14 protein-coding genes are annotated in these 20,533 nt (G+C 68.8%); 3 read left to right on the forward strand and 11 right to left on the reverse strand.

Going from position 1 to position 20,533, the window contains the following annotated elements:
• Positions 1-49 precede the first annotated feature (49 nt).
• The 5 genes from ACLB9X_RS12800 to ACLB9X_RS12820 all read right to left on the reverse strand — a co-directional run bounded on the left by ACLB9X_RS12800 (position 50) and on the right by ACLB9X_RS12820 (position 8,084).
• The gene (locus tag ACLB9X_RS12800) at positions 50-949 is read right to left on the reverse strand and encodes a hypothetical protein (protein WP_410360414.1); all 900 of its coding nucleotides are present in this window, start codon (positions 947-949) and stop codon (positions 50-52) included.
• On the reverse strand, positions 946-1,650 hold the full coding sequence (gene sigM / locus ACLB9X_RS12805; protein WP_410360415.1) for an RNA polymerase sigma factor SigM: 705 nt from the start codon (positions 1,648-1,650) through the stop codon (positions 946-948). The genes ACLB9X_RS12800 and sigM overlap by 4 nt, the downstream gene beginning before the upstream one ends.
• A 24-nt stretch (positions 1,651-1,674) precedes the next feature.
• On the reverse strand, positions 1,675-3,411 hold the full coding sequence (locus ACLB9X_RS12810; RefSeq protein ID WP_410360416.1) for a protein kinase family protein: 1,737 nt from the start codon (positions 3,409-3,411) through the stop codon (positions 1,675-1,677).
• A gap of 120 nt (positions 3,412-3,531) precedes the next feature.
• A complete protein-coding gene (gene murJ / locus ACLB9X_RS12815) occupies positions 3,532-5,685 on the reverse strand; it encodes a murein biosynthesis integral membrane protein MurJ (RefSeq protein WP_410360417.1) in 2,154 nt (717 codons plus the stop codon).
• A 44-nt stretch (positions 5,686-5,729) separates the two neighbouring features.
• Positions 5,730-8,084 carry a DUF6049 family protein gene (locus ACLB9X_RS12820; RefSeq protein WP_410360418.1) on the reverse strand — a complete coding sequence of 785 codons (2,355 nt, stop codon included), beginning with the start codon at positions 8,082-8,084 and terminating at the stop codon, positions 5,730-5,732.
• A gap of 181 nt (positions 8,085-8,265) precedes the next feature.
• Here ACLB9X_RS12820 and ACLB9X_RS12825 point away from each other — a divergent pair, with 181 nt between their 5' ends.
• Positions 8,266-9,732 (forward strand): CCA tRNA nucleotidyltransferase, encoded by a 1,467-nt coding sequence (locus ACLB9X_RS12825; protein ID WP_410360419.1) that lies wholly within the window; start codon positions 8,266-8,268, stop codon positions 9,730-9,732.
• Positions 9,733-9,825: 93 nt separating this feature from the next.
• Here the strand turns inward: ACLB9X_RS12825 and ACLB9X_RS12830 are convergent, their stop codons facing one another.
• The 3 genes from ACLB9X_RS12830 to ACLB9X_RS12840 all read right to left on the reverse strand — a co-directional run bounded on the left by ACLB9X_RS12830 (position 9,826) and on the right by ACLB9X_RS12840 (position 13,030).
• A complete protein-coding gene (locus ACLB9X_RS12830; protein ID WP_410360420.1) occupies positions 9,826-11,094 on the reverse strand; it encodes an MFS transporter in 1,269 nt (422 codons plus the stop codon).
• A gap of 77 nt (positions 11,095-11,171) precedes the next feature.
• Positions 11,172-12,254 carry an inositol-3-phosphate synthase gene (locus ACLB9X_RS12835; protein WP_410360421.1) on the reverse strand — a complete coding sequence of 361 codons (1,083 nt, stop codon included), beginning with the start codon at positions 12,252-12,254 and terminating at the stop codon, positions 11,172-11,174.
• A 59-nt stretch (positions 12,255-12,313) separates the two neighbouring features.
• Positions 12,314-13,030, reverse strand: a complete 717-nt coding sequence (locus tag ACLB9X_RS12840) for a helix-turn-helix transcriptional regulator (RefSeq protein WP_410360422.1) — start codon at positions 13,028-13,030, stop codon at positions 12,314-12,316.
• A gap of 372 nt (positions 13,031-13,402) precedes the next feature.
• Between ACLB9X_RS12840 and ACLB9X_RS12845 the strand changes: the two genes are divergently transcribed.
• The gene (locus ACLB9X_RS12845) at positions 13,403-16,063 is read left to right on the forward strand and encodes a transglycosylase domain-containing protein (protein WP_410360423.1); all 2,661 of its coding nucleotides are present in this window, start codon (positions 13,403-13,405) and stop codon (positions 16,061-16,063) included.
• A gap of 121 nt (positions 16,064-16,184) precedes the next feature.
• Positions 16,185-17,786: a glycosyltransferase family 87 protein gene (locus ACLB9X_RS12850; RefSeq protein WP_410360424.1), complete on the forward strand. Its 1,602-nt coding sequence runs from the start codon at positions 16,185-16,187 to the stop codon at positions 17,784-17,786.
• A gap of 41 nt (positions 17,787-17,827) precedes the next feature.
• Here the strand turns inward: ACLB9X_RS12850 and ACLB9X_RS12855 are convergent, their stop codons facing one another.
• The 3 genes from ACLB9X_RS12855 to ACLB9X_RS12865 form a co-directional block, all read right to left on the reverse strand.
• The gene (locus ACLB9X_RS12855; RefSeq protein WP_410360425.1) at positions 17,828-18,859 is read right to left on the reverse strand and encodes an alanine racemase; all 1,032 of its coding nucleotides are present in this window, start codon (positions 18,857-18,859) and stop codon (positions 17,828-17,830) included.
• Between the two features lie 94 nt (positions 18,860-18,953).
• Positions 18,954-20,072, reverse strand: coding sequence for a lipid II:glycine glycyltransferase FemX (locus ACLB9X_RS12860; protein WP_177149303.1), 1,119 nt, complete (start codon positions 20,070-20,072; stop codon positions 18,954-18,956).
• Between the two features lie 141 nt (positions 20,073-20,213).
• A complete protein-coding gene (locus tag ACLB9X_RS12865) occupies positions 20,214-20,528 on the reverse strand; it encodes a hypothetical protein (protein WP_410360426.1) in 315 nt (104 codons plus the stop codon).
• Positions 20,529-20,533: the final 5 nt, after the last annotated feature.

Genomic DNA, 20,533 nt, shown 5'->3' on the forward strand with positions numbered 1-20,533 from the left:
ATCCTACGGGGCTTGCATTCCCGGGATGTCGGAGCGGCACGGGCAGGTCTCAGTCGCGGGGGTAGGACTCCGTGTGCAGTAGCTTTCCCGGGCCTGCGGCGGCGTTGCCGACGCAGGCGGCGTCCACCACATACGCCTGGACCCGCGTCGCGTCGGTGGGGTGCGTCATTACGACGAGGTAGGCGTCGACACCCGCGTAGCGGCCGTGCTCGAAGGCGAGGGGGCGATCGGAGCGGCCGGTCCCCTGCTGGATGCACGCCGGCAGCGAGATCTCGGGTGAGCTCTTGGGCGAGATCGTGGAGGACTCGGTGTCGGGCGGAGGCACTTTCTCGATCCTCGGTTCGGCGTGGGTGTCCGCAGCGATCAGCGTGTGTACGCGGTCCTTGATGGGCGCCCCGGAGAACTCCCCCGTGTCGGCGCTGACGCTGGCCTCGTGGGTGCCGGTGTCCTTCCCCGATGGTGTCGGTACCGACTGGAGGAACATGACGCCGATCCCGACGGCGGCAGCGCCGAAGACGGCACCGAGCAGGGCCACGCGCCGACGGCGGGTCCGACGGTTCCGGCCGGGGCCGGTCGCGGCACGCGAGTGGCCCGCGGGGCGGTCGGCGGCGGGGGCGGTTGCCTCAGCCGGAGAGGGGGGCGGCGCTGTTTCACGTGAAACATGCGCGGGCTCGGACGGGGCGCTGGCGGCCAGGAGCGCTTCGGCAGCGAGGGCGGCGTCGATCCGGCCGGCGATGTCGGCAGGCATGCGGCCGGCCCCGGACAGCGTCCCCAGCAGGCCCCGGATCTCTTCGAGTGAGCTGCGGACGTCTGCGCACAGGGAGCAGTCGTCGAGGTGCAGGCGTACCTCGGCGGCACGGGAGGGGGTCAGAAGACCTTCGGTGAGGTCGGAGATCTCCGAGACGTCCGGGTGCTGTGCTGTGCCGGCCCTGTCGGTCGAGGATGTCACACGCGCCCACCTCCACCCTTCACAGCCGCAGGCCCGTTCGACCCTGTGTCTTCTGCTCCCGACTCCGGTGGGACGGATGTCCCCGGCGTCCGGTTCCTTCCCCCGCTGACGTCGGGGCTACCTCCACCATCCGCACGGAGGTGCGTGAGCATCGGCAGCAGCCGGGCCCGGCCGCGGGCGCAGCGGCTCTTGATCGTCCCGGTCGGTACGTCGAGGACCCGTGCGGCTTCCGCGACGGGATAGCCCTGCATGTCCACGAGGACGAGCGCGGCCCGCTGATCCGGTGGGAGCGTGGCCAGTGCGGACAGGAGCTGGCGGTGGAGGTCCTGGCGCTCGGCGGGAGCCTCGGCGGACTCATGCGGCTCCAGCAGCTGTTCCAGACGCTCGGTGTCGTCGACGGGGGAGGTCTTGCGGGAGGCCGCCTTGCGGGCGCGGTCGAGGCAGGCGTTCACGGTGATGCGGTGCAGCCACGTGGTCACGGCGGACTGGCCGCGGAAGGTGTGCGCAGCGCGGAAGGCGGATACGAGGGCGTCCTGGACCGCGTCTGCGGCCTCTTCCCTGTCCCCCAGCGTGCGCAGCGCCACTGCCCACAGCCGGTCGCGGTGGCGCCGCACGAGCTCGCCGAAGGCATCGGGGTCACCGGAGACATGGCGGGCCAGCAGATCCTGGTCGCTCGCTTCGCCGAGTGTGACGTCGTCCAACGGTGAGCCCCCTCCCCGCTTCCGTCAGCCGGTGAACGAGACGTCCGTGATGCCTTGCTTGTAACCGGGATCGCTGAACTCATCCTGCGACGAGTACGGCATCGCGGTCATCCAGAGCAGGACATAGCGGCTCGCCACCGGCTTCTTGCCCGTCAACTTCAGTGCCGATCCGCTGGTCTGTCCGGAGGCGATCTGCGTCATGGAGCTCACCGGGCCGGACGGGGACAGGGAATCGGCTGCGTAGAGGCTGATCCTGGTGTGATCTCCGCCGTAGCGCAACGCTATGGAGGCGCTGGAGACGTTCTTCTCCGAACCCAGGTCGAAGACGATGCCCACGCCCTGCTTCACCGACGGAGCCAACTGCGGTCCGTCGAAGTAGCTCTTGGTCCGCCAGTAGGAGGTGGTGTCGCCGTCGTGCGTGGCGCCCACGTCTGCCGCGTTCTGGGGGGAGCCGTCCGGGGCGTACTCCTGGGATGCCTGGATCTTCAGAGGGACGGGAATCCTGGGCTTCTCGTCCTCGGCGTCCGTGGTGGACGTCTCCGACGTCTTGGGCTCCTGGGAACCCTGCTCCTGACCCAGCAGCTTGTCGGCCACCTGCCAGCTGCCGAGCCCCAGGGCAGCGATGAGGAGGGCGGACACGGCCCACTTCAGCGCCTTGCCGGTACGGCCCTCCAGCGGTGCGGGCGGTGCGGGCACTGCCTGCGTGACCCCCACGCCCGGCCGGGCGGTGGTGCGCCCGTAGGTGCCCTGCTGATAGGTGGTGCGCTGGTACTCCGGGGGCGCGGTGAAGGCGGGCTCCGGCGGGCGGATGCGCGGCATCGCGGCGACCGCCTTCGCCAGTTCGTCGGGCGTGGTGCACGGCGGCTCCTGGCGGGAGGCGGTGGCACCGTCGTTGACGAGAGCGCGCATGGCGAGTTCGGACAGTCCGCGATGGACGCCGGCACGCACCTGGTCGGGTGCGACGAGGCCAACGCCCTTCGGGAGCCCGGAGAGGCCGTAGGCGTCATTCTCGTAGGGCCAGCGCTGCGTGAGCGCGGCGTACAGCAGGGCGCCGATCGCCTCCGTGTCGGTGCGCTGGGGGCGGTCGGCGGAGATGCCACGCAGCGCGGCGTTCACCGCGAGGCCACGGATGCGGTACTGACCGGTGGAGGTCCGCAGAACGGCGCCAGGCGTCAGCCGCAGGTGGGCGAGCCCCTCGCGGTGCGCGGCGGCCATGGCCAACGACACTTGCTCGACCAGCTGGTACGCGTCATGCGGTTCAAGAGGCCCGGCAGCGAGCAGGGTAGTCAGCTCGACGGCGTCGGGGAGCCATTCGTGGACGACGTAGACCAGGTCGTTCTCCTCGACGGCGTCGAGGACCTGGACGAAGCGTGGATCGCCGAGGAGAGCCGATGAGCGGGCGGCAGCGAGCACGGATCGGGCCCTGGGATGGTCCGCGGGCAGGAGGTGGACGCCGACGGCACGGCGCAGTTTCTCGTCGACGGCACGCCAGCTGCTGAAACCGTCCAGACGGGTGACGCACTCCTCCAGGCGGTAGCGTCTGGCGAGTTTGTGGCCGCTGTGCAGTTCAGGCGTCGACAGGGCGAGCTCTTTGCTCTTCGCTTCGGTCTTCGCCTCGCCGTCCGTCTCCGGTGCGGTCGTCTCCGCAGTCTTCTGGGATTCTGCCGCCCCGTCGGTCGTGGCCTTGTCCGCCTGCGCGGTCAGCGGTTCGTCCCCGCCGTTGTCGGCCACGTCGACGGCAGCCGTGCTACGTTCCGCCACCGTCGTTCCTGCCTCCCCATCCGTTGCGCCATATCCAAACGCCATGCCAATTGTGCCCACAGTCGGACGCTATGCACGACACACGGCGTCCGACGAAGGTTGTGCCAGGGCCGGCCCGTCCTAGCGACCGAGACGCCCACGGACCATGCCGACCATGGCGTTGAGCTCCTCGATGCGCATCCTCTTCGCCGCGACGAGGAAGACGCCCATCAGTACGGCCCCACCGGCGACCAGCGCGACCAATGAGCCGCCCGCGCCACTGCCCAGCGCCGTCATGACGCCGAAGGCCGCCGCCCCGCCTGCGATGGCGGCCGGCACCGACGCCATGGAGAGCCGTGCGTACGTCCGCATCACGTGAGAGCCGTCCAGATCGCCGCCGAGGCGCTTCTTGAGCCGCCGCCAGGCGACCCCGACGCCCACCGCGTAGGCGAAGCCGTAGGAGGCGCCCATGCCGACGACCGCCCACTGGGCGGGCAGCAGCGCGTAACACAGGGCGGACGCCCCGGCGTTGACCGCCGCGACGATGACCGTGTTGTAGAAGGGCGTCCTGGTGTCCTCGTAGGCGTAGAAGCCGCGCAGGACGACGTACTGGACGGAGTAGGGGATCAGGCCGAGGCCGAAGGCCATCAGGATGAAGCCCATGCCCCGTGCGGCCTCCTGGCCGGTGGACGCGAACAGCAGCGTGGACATCGGAACGCCGAGCGCGAGGAAGGCGAAGGAGACCGGGACGATGGCGACCGCGCTGTTGCGCAGACCCTGGGAGATGTCGTCCCGCACCGCGCCCGGGTCGTCGTCGTGGGCGGCGCGCGAGATGCGCGGCAGCAGGGCGGCCATGACGGAGACCGTGATGATGGCCTGCGGCATGCCCCAGATGAGCTGGGCGTTGGTGTAGGCGATGAAGCCCGCGCCCTGCTTGCCCGAGGCCTCGCCCGCCGCGGTGGCGAGCTGGGTGACGACGAGGACACCGGCCTGGTTCGCCAGGACGAAGAGCACCGTCCACTTGGCCAGCTTCACCGTCTTGCCCAGGCCGTGGCCCTTCCAGTCGAAGCGCGGACGGAAGCGAAAGCCGGTCTCACGCAGGTACGGGATCATCGCCAGCGCCTGGACGACCAGGCCGAGGAGCGTTCCGACGCCGAGCAGGCGGACACCCTCCGGCGGAATCGTCTGCACACCCATCTGCGATTCGGCCGAGGTGCCGTACACCCAGATGAAGAGGCCGAACGTGGTGATCATGACGATGTTGTTGAGGACCGGGGTCCACATCATCGCGCCGAACTTGCCGCGCGCGTTGAGGATTTGGCCCATGACCACATGAATGCCCATGAAGAAGATCGTGGGCAGGCAGTAGCGGGCGAAGGTGACGGCCACACTGTTGGCCGCCGGATCGCCGGCGATGGTGTCCGACATCAGCTGGATCAGCAGCGGTGCGGCGAACACGGCGACGGCGACGATGGCGCCGAGCGCCACCATCACCAGAGTGAGCAGGCGGTTGGCGTACGCCTCGCCGCCGTCCTCGTCGTTCTTCATCGCGCGCACCAGCTGCGGCACGAAGACCGAGTTGAGTCCGCCGCCGACGGTGAGGATGTAGATCATCGTGGGCAGGGTGTACGCGACGGTGAACGTGTCACCGAGGAGCGCGGCGCCGAGGGCAGCGGTGATCACCAGGCTGCGCACGAACCCGGTCAGGCGGGAGACCAGCGTGCCGGCTGCCATCACGGCACTGGACTTCAGCAGGCCGGAGGCCCGCCCGGCCGGCTTCTTGGGGGGCGCGGGCGCAGCGGGTACGGGTTCGGGTGCCGGGACCGGCCGACCCGAGGTCTGCTGGTCCCGGAAGAGGTGAGCGAACGCGTCGGCTTCCGGCTTGCCGTCGCCGGCGCGGGTGACGAGGTCGTCCACGCCCGTGAACTGGGTGGTTCCGGCGGCGTCCCCGTACGGCAGGTGCCGGGAGGGCCCCTCCGGCTCGGGCGGCGGCGTCTGTGCCCAGACGCGGGGGTCGGGGGCGTGATCGGGCGACGGAGGCTGCTGGTAGAGCGGCTGCGGTTCCTGGTACGTCCCGGGTGGCGGCGGAGGGTGCGCAGACCGGTCGTAGAGCGCCTCGGCCACCGGGTCCTGTGCCGAGAGATCCCGGTCCTGGAAAGGGTCGGGGGCGTAGGCGTCCTGGACGTAGGGCTCCTGGACGTGAGACTCGGGAGCAGGTTGGTGGGGCGGCGGGACCTGGCCGGCCGGGTTGCCACCCGAGCCCTGGCCACGGTCACCGTCGTACGGCGCGTTCATGACTACCCCACCTCATCGTCCCCGGCCGACCGGCCACACATCGCTCAACGGTCCACTTTCTCACCAGCGCCCGACGGGTCGCCGCTTTCGGGTCCGATGTCCGGTCCGAGGTCACTCGCCTGCCCGGGATCCGGGCTGTCGATGTCACCACGCGTGCTCGCCGCCTCGTCCGAGGCGGTGTCGTCGTCCTTCGACGGTCCCTCGGACTCCGCGCCCGCCGCCTCGTGGGCGGCGGCGCGCTTGCGCTGGGTGTACATCCTGACGCCTGCGAGGACCAGAAGCAGGACGCCGCCGGCGATGACGAGCATGACCGTCGGTGTGATCTCGGAGACCTTCACCGTGAAGTTCATGGCCTTGCCGTACAGCTGGCCGTCCTGCGTGTAGAGCTGCGCCGTCATCTGGACCTGACCGTTGGCATTGGCCGAGGCGGGGAATTTCACCGTCTGGCTGTGGCCGCCGTCGATCCGGACCTGCTGCTCGGTGACTCCCTTGTCGCCGTCGAGGTTCAGGCGCGTGGGGTTGTGCGAGGTCAGCCGGAGCACCAGATGGTCGATGCCCTGGACCAGCTCGTTCTGCACGGTGACGGGAATCGTGGCGCTGCGGCCCGAGAGGGTCACGTCCGACTTCTCGATCAGCTGGACCTCTTCGGTGAGGTCCCGCAGATAGCTCCGTACGCCGCTGCGGTACTGCTCGGCCGCCATGGGGTTCCCCCGCCACGAAGCCGACAGCTCGCGGTCGATCGCCCTGCCGAAGGGCGTGTTCACCCGGTCCGCCTGGGTGAGGATGCCCTCGAACATGTCGAGGGTCTCCTGGGTGCCCCGGACGTCCTGGAAGGCCTCGACCGGCAGCTCCTGCTTACGGAGCTTTCCCGGGTACTGGGAGGCGGCGGGCACCGTGGTGTTGGCGTCGGGGTCCGGCTTGGCGTCAGCGGCGGCGACGAGGTCGAGCGGCTGGGTCCAGCGCTGGTTGCCGAGGGCCTGCAGGGCACGCGCCATGGACTGGGCCTGGGCCGCCGTGGGCACACGCTGGGGGGCGACGACGATGCTGCGCTGCTTGTCCGGGGCCTGGTGCGTCACCGCGAGCGACTGCGCCAGGAACTCCTGGACGGCGAGCGTGGAGGTCTCCGACCGGGTCATGTCGCCCTGGAACGCCTTGGAGAGCCGTGAGTCGGCCACGACCGCGGTCGTGCCACCGCCGATGGGCCGCGCCGCAGTGGGCGTGTAGACCAGGTTGTCCTGGAGGCTGTCGCTGCGGGCGATCACGTTGTGCGCACCGGCCGATGTGGCCACATCGACGATCGACGAGTCGATCGCGCCCTCCACGGGCCAGGCGAAGTCGGTCGACGCCTTCACGTGGAGGATCGTCTCCACCGTGGTCGCGGCGACCTCGGTGGCCGGCTGGAGATGGCTGAGCGATCCGGAGACGGTCTTGCCGCGGTGCGCCAGCGAGGCCAGGTCGGGATCGGCGAACGGCAGGGCGACGACCTTGCGGTCCTGAACCGCGGCTTCGAGATCGCTCAGCCAGCGCTTGGCCACGGCCTGGTTCTTGCCGGGGACCGTGGTGCTCCCCTTCTTGACCTCGTAATTCCGGGTCATCGCGTCCACGGTGGCCAGCAGGTCCGGATCGATGACCCAGGTGACCGGCAGCTCTTTGCCGAGGGAGACGAGCTCGTCGAGCCGCCCGCCGGTGGACAGCTCGGCAGCCAGTGACTCGTCCTCGAAGACGGGCGTCTGCTGCTCGTCGGAGCCTGTCTCCGAGGTGAGGTGCGTGGAGGAGATCAGCGGCCACAGATACGTCAGGCGGGTCTTCTTCTCCGGCGCCTCCGGCTGCCACGGCAGGAAGGTCCGTTCGATGCCCAGCACGTGGTCGTACGGCAGGTTCGCGGTCTGTCCCGACAGCGAGACGCCGAGTTGGTAGACGCCGCCGTCCTCGTCGAGGTCGAGCTCGTCGGCCGGTACGGAGAGCCGGAAGTCATGGCTGATGCCGGAGGCGAGGCGCGGGATTTCGACGGAGTACGTGTCGTCGATCTCGGCACCGTCGAGGCCCGGGTCGTAGCCGGTGCGCTCAGCCGCCCTGTCGATGGCGGTCCTGGCCGTGAGCTTCTGCCCGACCCGCAGATCGACGTGTGCGTCCGTGATCGTCTGCTTGCCCTCGTTGATCACCGTCCCGGAGATGGTGATCGTGTCCTTCTCGCCCGGCGTCGAAGGCGTGAACGTGTCGAGAGACACATCGACGGTCCGCGACCCGGTCGCGTCCTCCGCGGCATGCGCCGTCGACGTCGCGGGGCCGCACAGCAGCCCGGCCACGAGTGGTGCGCCGGTGAGCAGCGAGGCTGAACGACGCAGCCACCGGCGGGCAGGAGAAGTACGCATCCCCTGGAAGTCTGCCGCCTCGGCCACGCGCTCGCCCGTCCCTCGTCGTCTGCTTGCCGGTGGTGGTTCTCCGGTTCTTGCGTCCACGCATGGTAACGATGTGCGCTGTGTCGACGTGCCGCGGACTGCATCACAAGATCGCAGGGGCGCCGGAGGCTGCCGTAAACCGGGGCGCTCCCGTCGGCCGGGACACGTACCCTTTTCTGTTGTGCCGAACGCCAATGAAGACAACCCCACTGCCCTGAGCCAGGTGCAACGCCGCGCGGTGAGCGAACTGCTGCGGGTGTCCCCGGTCGCCGACGACCTTGCCCGCCGTTTCCAGGAGGCCGGGTTCAGCCTTGCCCTGGTCGGCGGGTCGGTACGTGACGCACTTCTCGGCCGGCTCGGCAACGACCTCGACTTCACGACGGACGCTCGGCCCGAGGACGTACTGAAGATCATCCGGCCGTGGGCGGACTCGGTCTGGGACGTGGGCATCGCCTTCGGCACAGTCGGGGCCCAGAAGGAGGGCCGCGTCGGCGACGACGTGCAGCGTTTCCAGATCGAGGTGACCACCTACCGGTCGGAGTCCTACGACCGGACGTCACGCAAGCCCGAGGTGTCCTACGGCGACTCCATCGAGGAAGACCTCGTTCGTCGTGACTTCACGGTGAACGCCATGGCCGTCGCCCTTCCCGAGAAGGCGTTCGTCGACCCGCACGGTGGCCTCGAGCACCTCACGGCCCGCGTGCTGCGGACGCCCGGCACCCCAGAGGAGTCCTTCTCGGACGATCCGCTGCGGATGATGCGCGCCGCCCGTTTCGCGGCTCAGCTCGATTTCGAGGTGGCGCCCGACGTGGTGGCCGCCATGAAGGCGATGGCCCAGCGCATCGAGATCGTCTCCGCTGAACGTGTGCGTGACGAACTGAACAAGCTGCTGCTGTCGGCACACCCCCGCAAGGGCCTGGGACTGCTCGTCGACACCGGGCTCGCGGACTACGTGCTGCCCGAACTGCCTGCCCTTCGCCTCGAGAGCGACGAGCACCACCGGCACAAGGATGTGTACGAGCACTCACTCACCGTGCTCGACCAGGCGATCGATCTCGAGGACGAAGGCCCGGACCTGGTGCTGAGGCTCGCTGCGCTGCTCCATGACATCGGAAAGCCGAGGACACGGCGGTTCGAGAAGGACGGGCGCGTCTCCTTCCACCACCACGAAGTGGTGGGCGCGAAGATGACCAAGAAGCGGATGACGGCGCTCAAGTACTCGAACGACATGGTCAAGGACGTCGCGCGGCTCGTCGAGCTGCACCTGCGCTTCCACGGCTACGGAACCGGTGAATGGACCGACTCGGCGGTGCGGCGCTATGTGCGGGACGCCGGACCACTGCTGAGCCGACTGCACAAGTTGACCCGCTCGGACTGCACCACCCGGAACAAGAGGAAGGCGGGTGCACTCTCCCGGGCCTACGACGGGCTGGAGGAGCGCATTGCCCAGCTGCAGCAGCAGGAGGAGCTGGACGCGATCCGGCCGGACCTCGACGGCAACCAGATCCAGGAGATCCTGGGCATCGGCCCCGGTCCGGTGATCGGCAAGGCGTACGCGTTCCTGCTCGATGCGCGTCTGGAGAACGGGCCGATGGAGCATGATGCGGCGGTAGCCGCGCTCAAGGAGTGGTGGGCGGCTCAGAGCTGAGCATGAAGGGCGCGATGTTTCACGGGAAACGTGGCACCGGCGCTGACGGACGGGGCGGTGTTTCACGTGAAACATCGCCCCGCCCGCTTGTCGTCAGGACAGTTCTCCTCTGCGTCTCCAGTGCACCAGCATCACGATGATCACTGCGTAGATGCTCGCGATCAGAACGACGAGCTGAACGGACCTGCCGTCCGGCGGCAGCATGAGCGCCGCGATACCGGCCGCTCCGACGAAGCCCACGTTGAACAACATGTCGTAGAGGGCGAAGACCCGGCCACGGAAGGCATCGTCCGTGGCGGTCTGGACGATCGTGTCCGTCGCGATCTTCGCTCCTTGGGTAACGAGCCCCAGGACGAAAGCGGCGGCCAGCATCGGCTCGGGAACGAACGGCAGCCCAAGTGCCGGTTCGAGGACGGCTGCCACCGCGGCGCAGCCGATCATCCAGCCGTACCGCCCAAGGCGCCCGACCGCCCAGGGCGACAGCACAGCGGCGGCGAAAAACCCGGCACCCGAGACCGCGAGCGCGAGACCGAGGAGGCCAAGCCCCTCCGATTCGGTCTCGGACCACGCGTAGCGGCAGAGCATGAGCACCATCACCGTGAACGCGCCGTAGCAGAACCGCATGAGGGTCATCGCCCCCAGGGCATGGGCGGCGGGCGGTCGCCCGGCAAGATGCCGCAAGCCGTCCAGCAGCCCGCGAGCCGTGGACGCGATCGCCGTGAACAGGCGGGGCTGGACGAGTTCCGGATCGGGTCCGAGCAGCTCGCGCCCCATGCGCAGCGCCGCCAGGGCAGCGGAGAGATAGAGCGCGGCCCCGAGCAGCACCACCACGGCATCGGAGTCGGCGACGACGAGGCGGACCAGGAACGCCAGTCCACCGCCCGCGGTGGCGGCGAGGGTCCCAGCGGTGGGTGACACGGAATTGGCCATGACGAGCCGGTCGTCGTCGACCACCCGCGGCAGGGCGGCCGAGAGTCCGGCAAGCACGAACCGGTTGACGGCCGTGACGGACAGCGCGGAAACGTAGAAGAGCCAGTCCGGCACCGAGGCGAGAATGAGCAGCGCCGTGCAGCCGGCGAGGAGCGCGCGCAGGAGATTGCCGTACAGGAAGACCTGTCGGCGCTGCCAGCGGTCGAGGAGCACGCCGGCGAAAGGGCCCACGAAGGAGTACGGGAGGAGCAGGACGGCCATGGCGGAGGCGATCGCGGCGGGCGAGGTCTGCTTCTCCGGTGAGAACACCACATACGTGGCGAGGGCGACCTGGTAGACGCCGTCGGCCGACTGGGAGAGCAGCCGGACGGTCAGCAGTCGGCGGAAGTCGGTCAGGCGCAGTAGTACGCGCAGATCACGTACAGCAGGCATGCGAGCAAGCGTCACATACGAGGAGGGTCCCCGGGCCGAAGACCCGGGGACCCTCCTCGATCGGACGGGACGAACGCTTAGCGCTCGACCTCGCCCTTGATGAACTTCTCGACGCTCTCACGCGCCTCGTCGTCGAAGTACTGGACCGGCGGCGACTTCATGAAGTACGAGGACGCGGAGAGGATCGGGCCACCGATGCCCCGGTCCTTGGCGATCTTCGCGGCGCGCAGGGCGTCGATGATGACACCCGCGGAGTTCGGGGAGTCCCACACCTCGAGCTTGTACTCGAGGTTCAGCGGGACGTCTCCGAAGGCGCGGCCCTCGAGACGCACGTACGCCCACTTGCGGTCGTCCAGCCAGGCCACGTAGTCCGACGGGCCGATGTGGACGTTCTTCTCGCCCAGCTCGCGGTCCGGGATCTGCGAGGTGACGGCCTGCGTCTTCGAGATCTTCTTGGACTCCAGACGCTCGCGCTCGAGCATGTTCTTGAAGTCCATGTTGCCGCCGACGTTCAGCTGCATCGTGCGGTCCAGGATGACGCCCCGGTCCTCGAACAGCTTCGCCATCACGCGGTGCGTGATGGTGGCGCCGACCTGCGACTTGATGTCGTCGCCGACGATCGGGACACCGGCCTCGGTGAACTTGTCCGCCCACTCCTTGGTGCCGGCGATGAAGACCGGGAGGGCGTTGACGAACGCGACCTTGGCGTCGATGGCGCACTGCGCGTAGAACTTCGCAGCGTCCTCGGAACCGACGGGCAGGTAGCAGACCAGGACGTCGACCTGCTTGTCCTTGAGGACCTGGACGACGTCGACCGGGGCCTCGGGGGACTCCTCGATGGTCTGGCGGTAGTACTTGCCCAGACCATCCAGGGTGTGGCCGCGCTGCACGGTGACGCCGGTGGACGGCACGTCGCAGATCTTGATGGTGTTGTTCTCACTGGCGCCGATGGCGTCCGCGAGGTCGAGGCCGACCTTCTTGGCGTCCACGTCGAAGGCGGCCACGAACTCGACGTCACGAACGTGGTAGTCGCCGAACTGGACGTGCATCAGACCCGGCACCTTGCCTGCCGGGTCGGCGTCCTTGTAGTACTCGACGCCCTGCACCAGCGAGGCGGCGCAGTTGCCCACGCCGACGATGGCTACGCGAACCGAACCCATTCCGGTTGCTCCCTGTGTGATCTCGGTATTCCGGATGAAACCCTGCGGAGCGCAGAGCCTCACTTGGCGGTGTCGTCGGACGGATCCGGCGGGGTGGAGCCGTCGGGAGGTGTCCCTCCGGACGACTCGTCGCCCTGGTGCCGGGGCAGGCCGCCCGTCGCTCCAGATGTGTTGTCCTGCTGAGCGGTGCTCCCGGGGGAGGGCCGTCGCTGATCCCGCCCCGCCCGCTCGCTCTCGATGAGCTCGTTCAGCCAGCGCACTTCGCGCTCCACGGACTCCATGCCGTGCCGCTGCAGTTCGAGCGTGTAGTCGTCGAGGCGCTCGCGGGTGCGGGCGAGAGAGGCGCGCATCTTCTCCAGGCGCTCCTCCAGTCGGCTGCGGCGGCCCTCCAGGACCCGCATCCGCACCTCGCGCTCCGTCTGGCCGAAGAAGGCGAAACGGGCTGCGAAGTGCTCGTCCTCCCAGGTGTCGGGGCCGGTGTGCGAGAGCAGCTCCTCGAAGTGCTCCTTACCTTCCGCCGTCAGTCGGTAGACGATCTTGGCGCGGCGCCCCGCCAGCGATGCGGCGAGGGCGTCCTCGGGTGCGCTTCCCGGTTCCTCGATCAACCAGCCGTTGGCGACGAGCGTCTTGAGGCAGGGGTAGAGGGTTCCGTAGCTGAAGGCCCGGAAGATTCCCAGTGAGGTGTTGAGCCGCTTGCGCAGCTCGTACCCGTGCATCGGGGCTTCGCGGAGCAGGCCGAGGACGGCGAATTCGAGGATGCCTGAGCGCCTGCTCACTGCCGCCTCCCTCGTCCCTCGGTGCCCGTGTCGCGGCCCGATGTGTCGTGCTGATGTATCGATTCGATACATCAGCACGATAGAGCGGCGGTCCGCACCCGACAAGGGGGGCCTTGGTGAGCGGCGTCACATCGTCAATTCGTCGGCGGCGAGTTGCCTGATATGGGGTGAACCTCGGCCCTCGGTGGGTTTTGACCGTGCGTAGTCTGTGCGGCATGCAGACCACCGGGAACCATGTGACGCTCCTGAGCGTCATCGCCGTGGATGCACAGCGGATGAGCCCTCCGGAGAGCTCGTTCGTATCCATTTCGGGGGGACCGGAACTCAACTGCCGCTTCCAGGCGTCTCGCCTGCCCGAGGAGTAGTCGTTCGATGAGCGAGCACCGACGCAAACCGCCGCAGCCGCAGGGTGGCGGGCGCGCCGCGGCCCGACGCGCCGCCCAGCAGTCGTCCGGGCGCCGTGCAGCACCCGGAAGGGATGCCACGTCAGCCTCCCCGTCCGCTTCTTATGCCGAGGAGCGCCCGTACGGTGGCAGAGCCGAAGCCCGGCGCGCCGCCCAGCGGGGAGGTGGTCGCCGGCGTGTGGACGAGTCGGGAGCCGGCGGCCGGGCAGCGCGCCGCGGAGCCGCAGGTGCCGGAGCCGGCAAGAAGCGGCTGATCGACTACCCGAGGCACAACAAGTACGGATGGCGTCGCTGGATGCCCTCCTGGAGGCTTGTCGCCGGACTGTGCATCGGCTTCGTCGGGCTGCTCACCGTGGCCGCGGCCATCGCGTACAGCACGGTCGTCATCCCGAAGGAGGCGGAGGCGGCCACGGCCCAGAACAACGTGTACTACTGGGCCGACGGCTCGCAGATGGCCGCCACGGGTGGTGAGGTCAACCGCCAGATCATCGGCATCGACCAGATCCCGAGAGCGATGCAGAAAGCCGTGATCTCCGCGGAGAACAAGACGTTCGAGAAGGACTCGGGCATCGACCCGATGGGCATCACCCGTGCTGTGTTCAACATGGCCCGTGGCCAGGAGACCCAGGGTGGCTCCACCATCACCCAGCAGTACGTGAAGAACGCGCGGCTGGACGACCAGAACCAGACCCTGAGCCGCAAGTTCCAGGAGCTGTTCATCTCCATCAAGATCGACAGCGAGATGGGCAAGCCCGAGATCATGCAGGGCTACCTGAACACCTCGTACTACGGGCGAGGCGCGTACGGCATCCAGGCCGCGGCCCGGACGTACTACAACAAGGACGCCGAGAAGCTGAACCCGAGCGAGTGTGCCTTCCTCGCCACACTCCTCAAGGGCGCGACGTACTACGACCCGGCCGGTGCCACCGAGATCGACTCGAGGGCGACGGCCCCGGCCAACCGGGAACGGGCCGAGAAGCGCTGGCGCTGGATCCTCGACGAGATGGTCAAGGACAACCACCTCACGGCCGAGGAGCGCGCCGAATACACGGAGTTCCCCGACCCGCAGAAGCCGAAGAAGAACGCGCAGCTGGGCGGGCAGATCGGTTACCTGGTGGATCTCGCCAAGGCCAACTTCCTCAACAACTACAAAGGCATGACGGAGAGGAAGCTGGCGCAGGGCGGCTACGAGATCCACACGACCTTCGACAAGAAGAAGGTCCAGGCACTCGAAGACACCATCAAGGGCATCTACAAGAAGCACATCGACCCGGAGAAGCGGCCGGACACGGACACCCACGTCCAGTTCGGCGGCGCCTCCGTGGAGCCGGAGACCGGCAAGATCGTCGCGATCTACGGCGGTACCGACGCGACGAAGCACTTCACGAACAACGCCGACGCGACCGGTGCCCAGGTCGGATCGACGTTCAAGCCCTTCGTGCTGGCCGCCGCGATGCGGGACGGCGTACGCGACCCCGAGGGCGAGATCGAGCAGGGGCCCGGCCAGCGCACCATCGTCGACCCCGACAAGAGCCGGTACAACGGAGCCAACAAGCTCAAGATCAAGAACTACGACGGCTCGATCTGGCGCAACGAGGAGGGCAAGGAGTGGCTGCAGACGAACGACGGTGACGAGTCGTTCAAGAACATCAGCCTGCGCGAAGCCATGATCCACTCGGCCAACTCGCCGTTCGTGCAGCTCGGCATGGACATCGGCATCCCGCAGGTGCGGAAGGCGGCCGTCGACGCCGGTCTGCTCGAATCCAGCCTGGTCGAGTCGAACGTCCCCTCGTTCTCCCTCGGTATCTCGGACCCCAGCGCCATCCGCATGGCGGGCGCGTACGGCACCTTCGCGGCCAACGGAAAGCAGCGCGACCCGTACTCCGTGACGTCCGTCGAGCACAGGGGCCAGACGATCTACAAGCACGAGGACGAGGTCGAGACCGCCTTCACCAAGGCGGTCGCCACCAACGTGACCGACGTGCTCCGGGACGTCGTCGACGACGACGAGGGCACGGGTAAGAACGCTCGACTCCCCGGCCGTCAGGTCGCCGGCAAGACGGGTACCACCGACGACAACAAGTCCGCGTGGTTCGTCGGCTACACCCCGCAGCTGTCGACCGCCATCGACATGTACCGCCTCGACGACGACGAGAAGAGCGGCAAGAAGCGCGAGTTCCTGAAGATGTACGGCACCGGTGACCGGGACACGATCCACGGTTCGTCGTTCCCGTCCGAGATCTGGCAGACGTACATGTCCAAGGCGCTCAAGGACGCCAAGATCCTGGAGTTCGACGAGCCGGTGGAGCTCGAGGACGCCGAGGCCGTCTGGGGCGGCGGCGCGGTCAAGCCGAAGCCGACGCCGAGCAGCAGCCCGTCCCCGAGCCCGTCCCAGTCGCCGTCCTCGAGCCCGTCGCCGAGCCTTTCGCCGAGCCCGGGCCCGTCGGAGTCGTGCAACCCGTGGGAGGACTGGACCTGCGAGCCGACCGGCGGCGCCAACGCGGGCACCGATCAGGGCGGCGGCAACGGCGGGATCACCTCGAGTCCGAGTACGTCACCGGGTACGGACAGCGGCGGCAACGGCAACAACGGCGGAGGCTTCATCGGAGGCTCCGACGGAACCCAATAGCCGCCGCACCTGGGCCGGCACCGATCGAGGGCCGCCGTATCCGGCACAGCGCAGCGCTTCGCGCCCGCAGGATACGGCGGCCCTCGTCGTGTACCCGGCCCCTTGCGGCAGGATGTGCACCATGCCCAGCGCAGAGGAGACGAGCGTGTACGAGGACCGCCGCGGTGCCCTGCCCGCACGGCGCGACAGTCCCGACGTGCGCCCCGCACGCCGCGACGGTCCTGACGTGCGCCCCACACGGTGCGACAGGGTCGCCGCGGCCGGCAGCGAGCTGATCGGCGGCCCCGCGGGTCGCTGGGCACGGCGCGGTGGCAACGGTCCGCTCACCCCCGTGCGTGTCATCGCCCTGGTCGCCATCGGCATGTTCGCGCTCGGCATGGTGCAGAAGCTGCCCTGCTACAACTGGGCCTGGTTCCGGGGCACCAGCTCGCAGTACACCCACGCCTGCTACTCGGACATCCCGCACCTGTATCTCGGCCGCGGCTTCGCGGACGGTCGTATTCCGTACTTCGACCGGCTGCCCGGCGACATGGAGTACCTCGAATACCCGGTGCTGACCGGCCTGTTCATGCAGGTCGCCTCCTGGGTCGTCGACGCCGCCTCCTGGCTCGGACTGTCCGGCGACGACATGATGGGGCGCGAGCAGCTGTACTGGATGATCAACGCGGGCATGCTGCTGATCTGCGCCGCCGTCATCGCCGTCTGCGTCGCCCGCACCCACCGCCGCCGCCCCTGGGACGCACTGCTGGTCGCGCTGGCGCCCGCGTTCGCGTTGACGGCCACGATCAACTGGGACCTGCTGGCCGTGGCTCTGACGGCCTCGGCGATGCTGATGTGGTCGCGCAGCAGGGTGCTCGCCGCGGGCGTCCTCATCGGACTGGCGACGGCCGCCAAGTTCTACCCGTTCCTGCTCCTCGGGCCGCTGCTGGTGCTGTGCTGGCGCGCGGGCAAGTGGCGTGAGTTCCTCACGGCGGCCTTCGGGGCCGTGTTGGCGTGGCTCGTGGTCAACGTCCCCGTCATGCTGCTCGCACCGGAGGGGTGGAAGAAGTTCTACACCTTCAGCCAGGAGCGGCCGGTCGACTTCGGCTCGTTCTGGCTGATCATCACCCAGCGCACCGGTCGCTCGATCGAGGCGGAGACGGTCAACACGTACGCGCTGCTCCTGACGATCGTGGCGTGCGCCGGTATCGCTCTGCTGACCTTCACCACACCGCGGAGGCCCCGGTTCGCACAGCTGGCGTTCCTGGTCGTCGCCGTGTTCGTCCTCACCAACAAGGTCTACTCGCCGCAGTACGTGCTGTGGCTGATCCCGCTCGCGGCGCTCGCCCGTCCGCGCTGGCGGGACTTCCTCGTCTGGCAGGCCTGCGAGGTCATGTACTTCCTCGGCATCTGGATGTATCTCGCGTACACCACCAGCGAGAAGCACCAGGGACTGCCGCCGGAGGGCTACCAGCTCGCGATCGCCCTGCACCTGCTGGGGACGCTCTACCTGTGCGCGGTGATCGTGCGGGACATCCTCATGCCGGAACGCGACGGGGTGCGGACGGACGGCTCGGACGACCCCTCCGGCGGAGTGCTCGACGGGGCCGGAGACGTGTTCGTCCTGGGGCGCGCGGCGCGGCCGCGACGGCATGCTGCCCCGACCGTGGAAGGCCCGCGGGTGGAATGGGGGGCACAGCCCGCCGGGACGGGGCAGGGCACAGGCGCTCAGCAGTCCGCCTGACGGCGTCCGGCCATCCGCGCGGGGCGCGGTGCCCGGGCGGCCTAGCGGTCGACGAGGCGGTCGAACTGCGTGGTCGTGTGCCGCAGGTGGGCGACGAGCTCGTCACCGACCCTGGGTTCCGTGGCGTCCCCGGGCACGAACAGGATCGACACCTGCATGTGCGGCGGTTCCGCGAACCAGCGCTGCTTGCCCGCCCACACGAACGGCGACAGGTTGCGGTTGACCGTCGCCAGACCCGCACGGGCCACGCCCTTGGCGCGCGGCATCACGCCGTGCATCGCCTTGGGCGCCTCCAGCCCCACGCCGTGCGACGTGCCGCCGGCGACGACGACCAGCCAGCCGTCGGACGCGGCCTTCTGCTGCCGGTAGCCGAAACGGTCCCCCTTGGACACGCGGGTCACGTCCAGGACCGCTCCCCGGTACTCCGTCGCCTCGTGGTCGCCGAGCCACAGGCGGGTGCCGATCCGGGCGCGGAACCGGGTCTGCGGGAACTGCTGCTGCAGCCGCGCCTGTTCGTCCGCGCGCAGGTGGCTGACGAACATGGTGTGCAGCGGCAGACGGGCGGCACGCAGCCGGTCCATCCAGCCGATGACCTCCTCGACGGCGTCGGAGCCGTCCGTGCGGTCCAGCGGCAGGTGCAGCGCGAAACCCTCGAGCCGCACGTCCTCGATCGCGGCGTGCAGATGGCCGAGCTCGTGCTCGGCGATGCCGTGGCGCTTCATCGAGCTCATGCACTCGATGACCACCCGCGCGCCCACCAGGGCGTGCACCCCGTCCACCGAGGAAACCGAACGGATCACCCGGTCGGGCAGCGGCACCGGCTCCTCACCGCGCCGGAACGGCGTGAGGACCAGCAGGTCGCCGCCGAACCAGTCCTTGATCCGCGCGGCCTCGTATGTCGTGCCGACCGCGAGCATGTCGGCGCCGAAGCGGGCGGCCTCGTCGCAGAGGCGCTCGTGACCGAAGCCGTAGCCGTTGCCCTTGCAGACCGGGACGAGGCCGGGGAACTGATCGATCACGGACTTCTGGTGCGCCCGCCAGCGCGCGGTGTCGACGTAGAGGGAGAGCGCCATGACCGGCCCGGAACCTTTCTGGTGGCTGCGGTGTATCAAAGACATGTACGAGACTACGGAGTACTTCACGCCGCCGGAGCGGTCAGCGGCGTCCTCAGCGGCGCGACATGTAGATGTCCAGCGCCTTGTGGAGCAGCTTGTTCAGCGGGAAGTCCCACTCGCCGACGTACTCGACGGCCTCGCCACCCGTGCCGACCTTGAACTGGATCAGGCCGAAGAGGTGGTCCGTCTCGTCGAGCGAGTCGCTGATGCCCCGGAGGTCGTAGACAGTGGCGCCCATGGCGTAGGCGTCGCGCAGCATCCGCCACTGCATCGCGTTCGAGGGCCGGACCTCGCGCCCGATGTTGTCGGAGGCCCCGTAGGAGTACCAGACGTGCCCGCCGACGACGAGCATGGTCGCCGCGGACAGGTTCACGCCGTTGTGCCGCGCGAAGTACAGCCGCATGCGGTTGGGGTCCTCGTTGTTGAGGACCGTCCACATGCGCTGGAAGTACGACAGCGGGCGCGGCCGGAAGCGGTCCCGCTCGGCAGTGATCTCGTACAGGCGCTGCCACTCGGCGAGGTCCTCGTAGCGGCCCTGGACGACCTCGACACCGGCCTTCTCGGCCTTCTTGATGTTGCGGCGCCACAGCTGGTTGAAGCCCTTGAGGACGTCGTCCAGCGACCGGTTGGCCAGGGGCACCTGATAGACGTACCGCGGCTGCACGTCGCCGAAGCCGGCGCCGCCGTCCTCGCCCTGCTGCCAGCCCATCTTCCGCAGGCGGTCGGCGACTTCGAAGGCCCGGGGTTCGATGTGCGTGGCCTCGACATCACGCAGGCGCTTGACGTCGGGGTCCTGGATGCCGGCCTTGATCGCGGGAGCGTCCCAGCGGCGGATGACGACGGGCGGCCCCATCTTGACCGAGAAGGCGCCCTGGTTCTTGAGGTGCGCCAGCATCGGCTGGAGCCAGTCGTCCAGGTTCGGGGCGTACCAGTTGATGACCGGGCCCTCGGGGAGGTACGCGAGATACCGCTTGATCTTGGGCAGCTGGCGGTAGAGCACCAGGCCGACGCCAACGAGGTCGCCGTTCTTGTCGAACCAGCCCAGGTTCTCCGAGCGCCACTCCGTCTTCACGTCCGCCCACGCCGGGACCTGGCAGTGACTCGCCGAGGGCAGGCTCTGGATGTATGCCAGATGCTGCTCACGGCTGATGGTCCTCAGGGTCAGGCTCATGCGGGGCGCTCCTCGGCAGGTGTGTCCCCATCGGTACAGGGGTTCCGGCTCTCGCGCCGAAGCCTACTGGTCCGAGGAGGCGCTCCGAATGGCTGTACGCAAGAGCGGGCCGGTCGCGGCCCGCTCCCGATGCGCTGTGCGTCAGCCGAGCACTCCGCCGAAGAGGCCGCCGTGCGCCATGCCGAGGAAGAAGCCCACGGCCGACGCCCCGAGTCCGATGATCAGCAGGAACCGCTCGCGTGTGGTCGCCGAGATGAACTGGCCGTACGCGCCCGTGAAGATTCCGATGAGGCCGGTCCAGGAGCTGAGCAGGTGGAGGTGGTGGAACATCGCCGTGATGAACGCAATGGCGCCGAGCACCAGCGTCACCGCCATCAGGGTGTCCTGCAGCGGATGGGGCTTGCCGTCCGTGGCGAGGAGAGAGGCGGGGGACTGACGTCGCATTGCATGTGCCATGAGGC

Source organism: Streptomyces sp. 5K101 (assembly GCF_046506645.1).
In the GTDB taxonomy this organism is placed as follows: Bacteria; Actinomycetota; Actinomycetes; order Streptomycetales; family Streptomycetaceae; genus Streptomyces.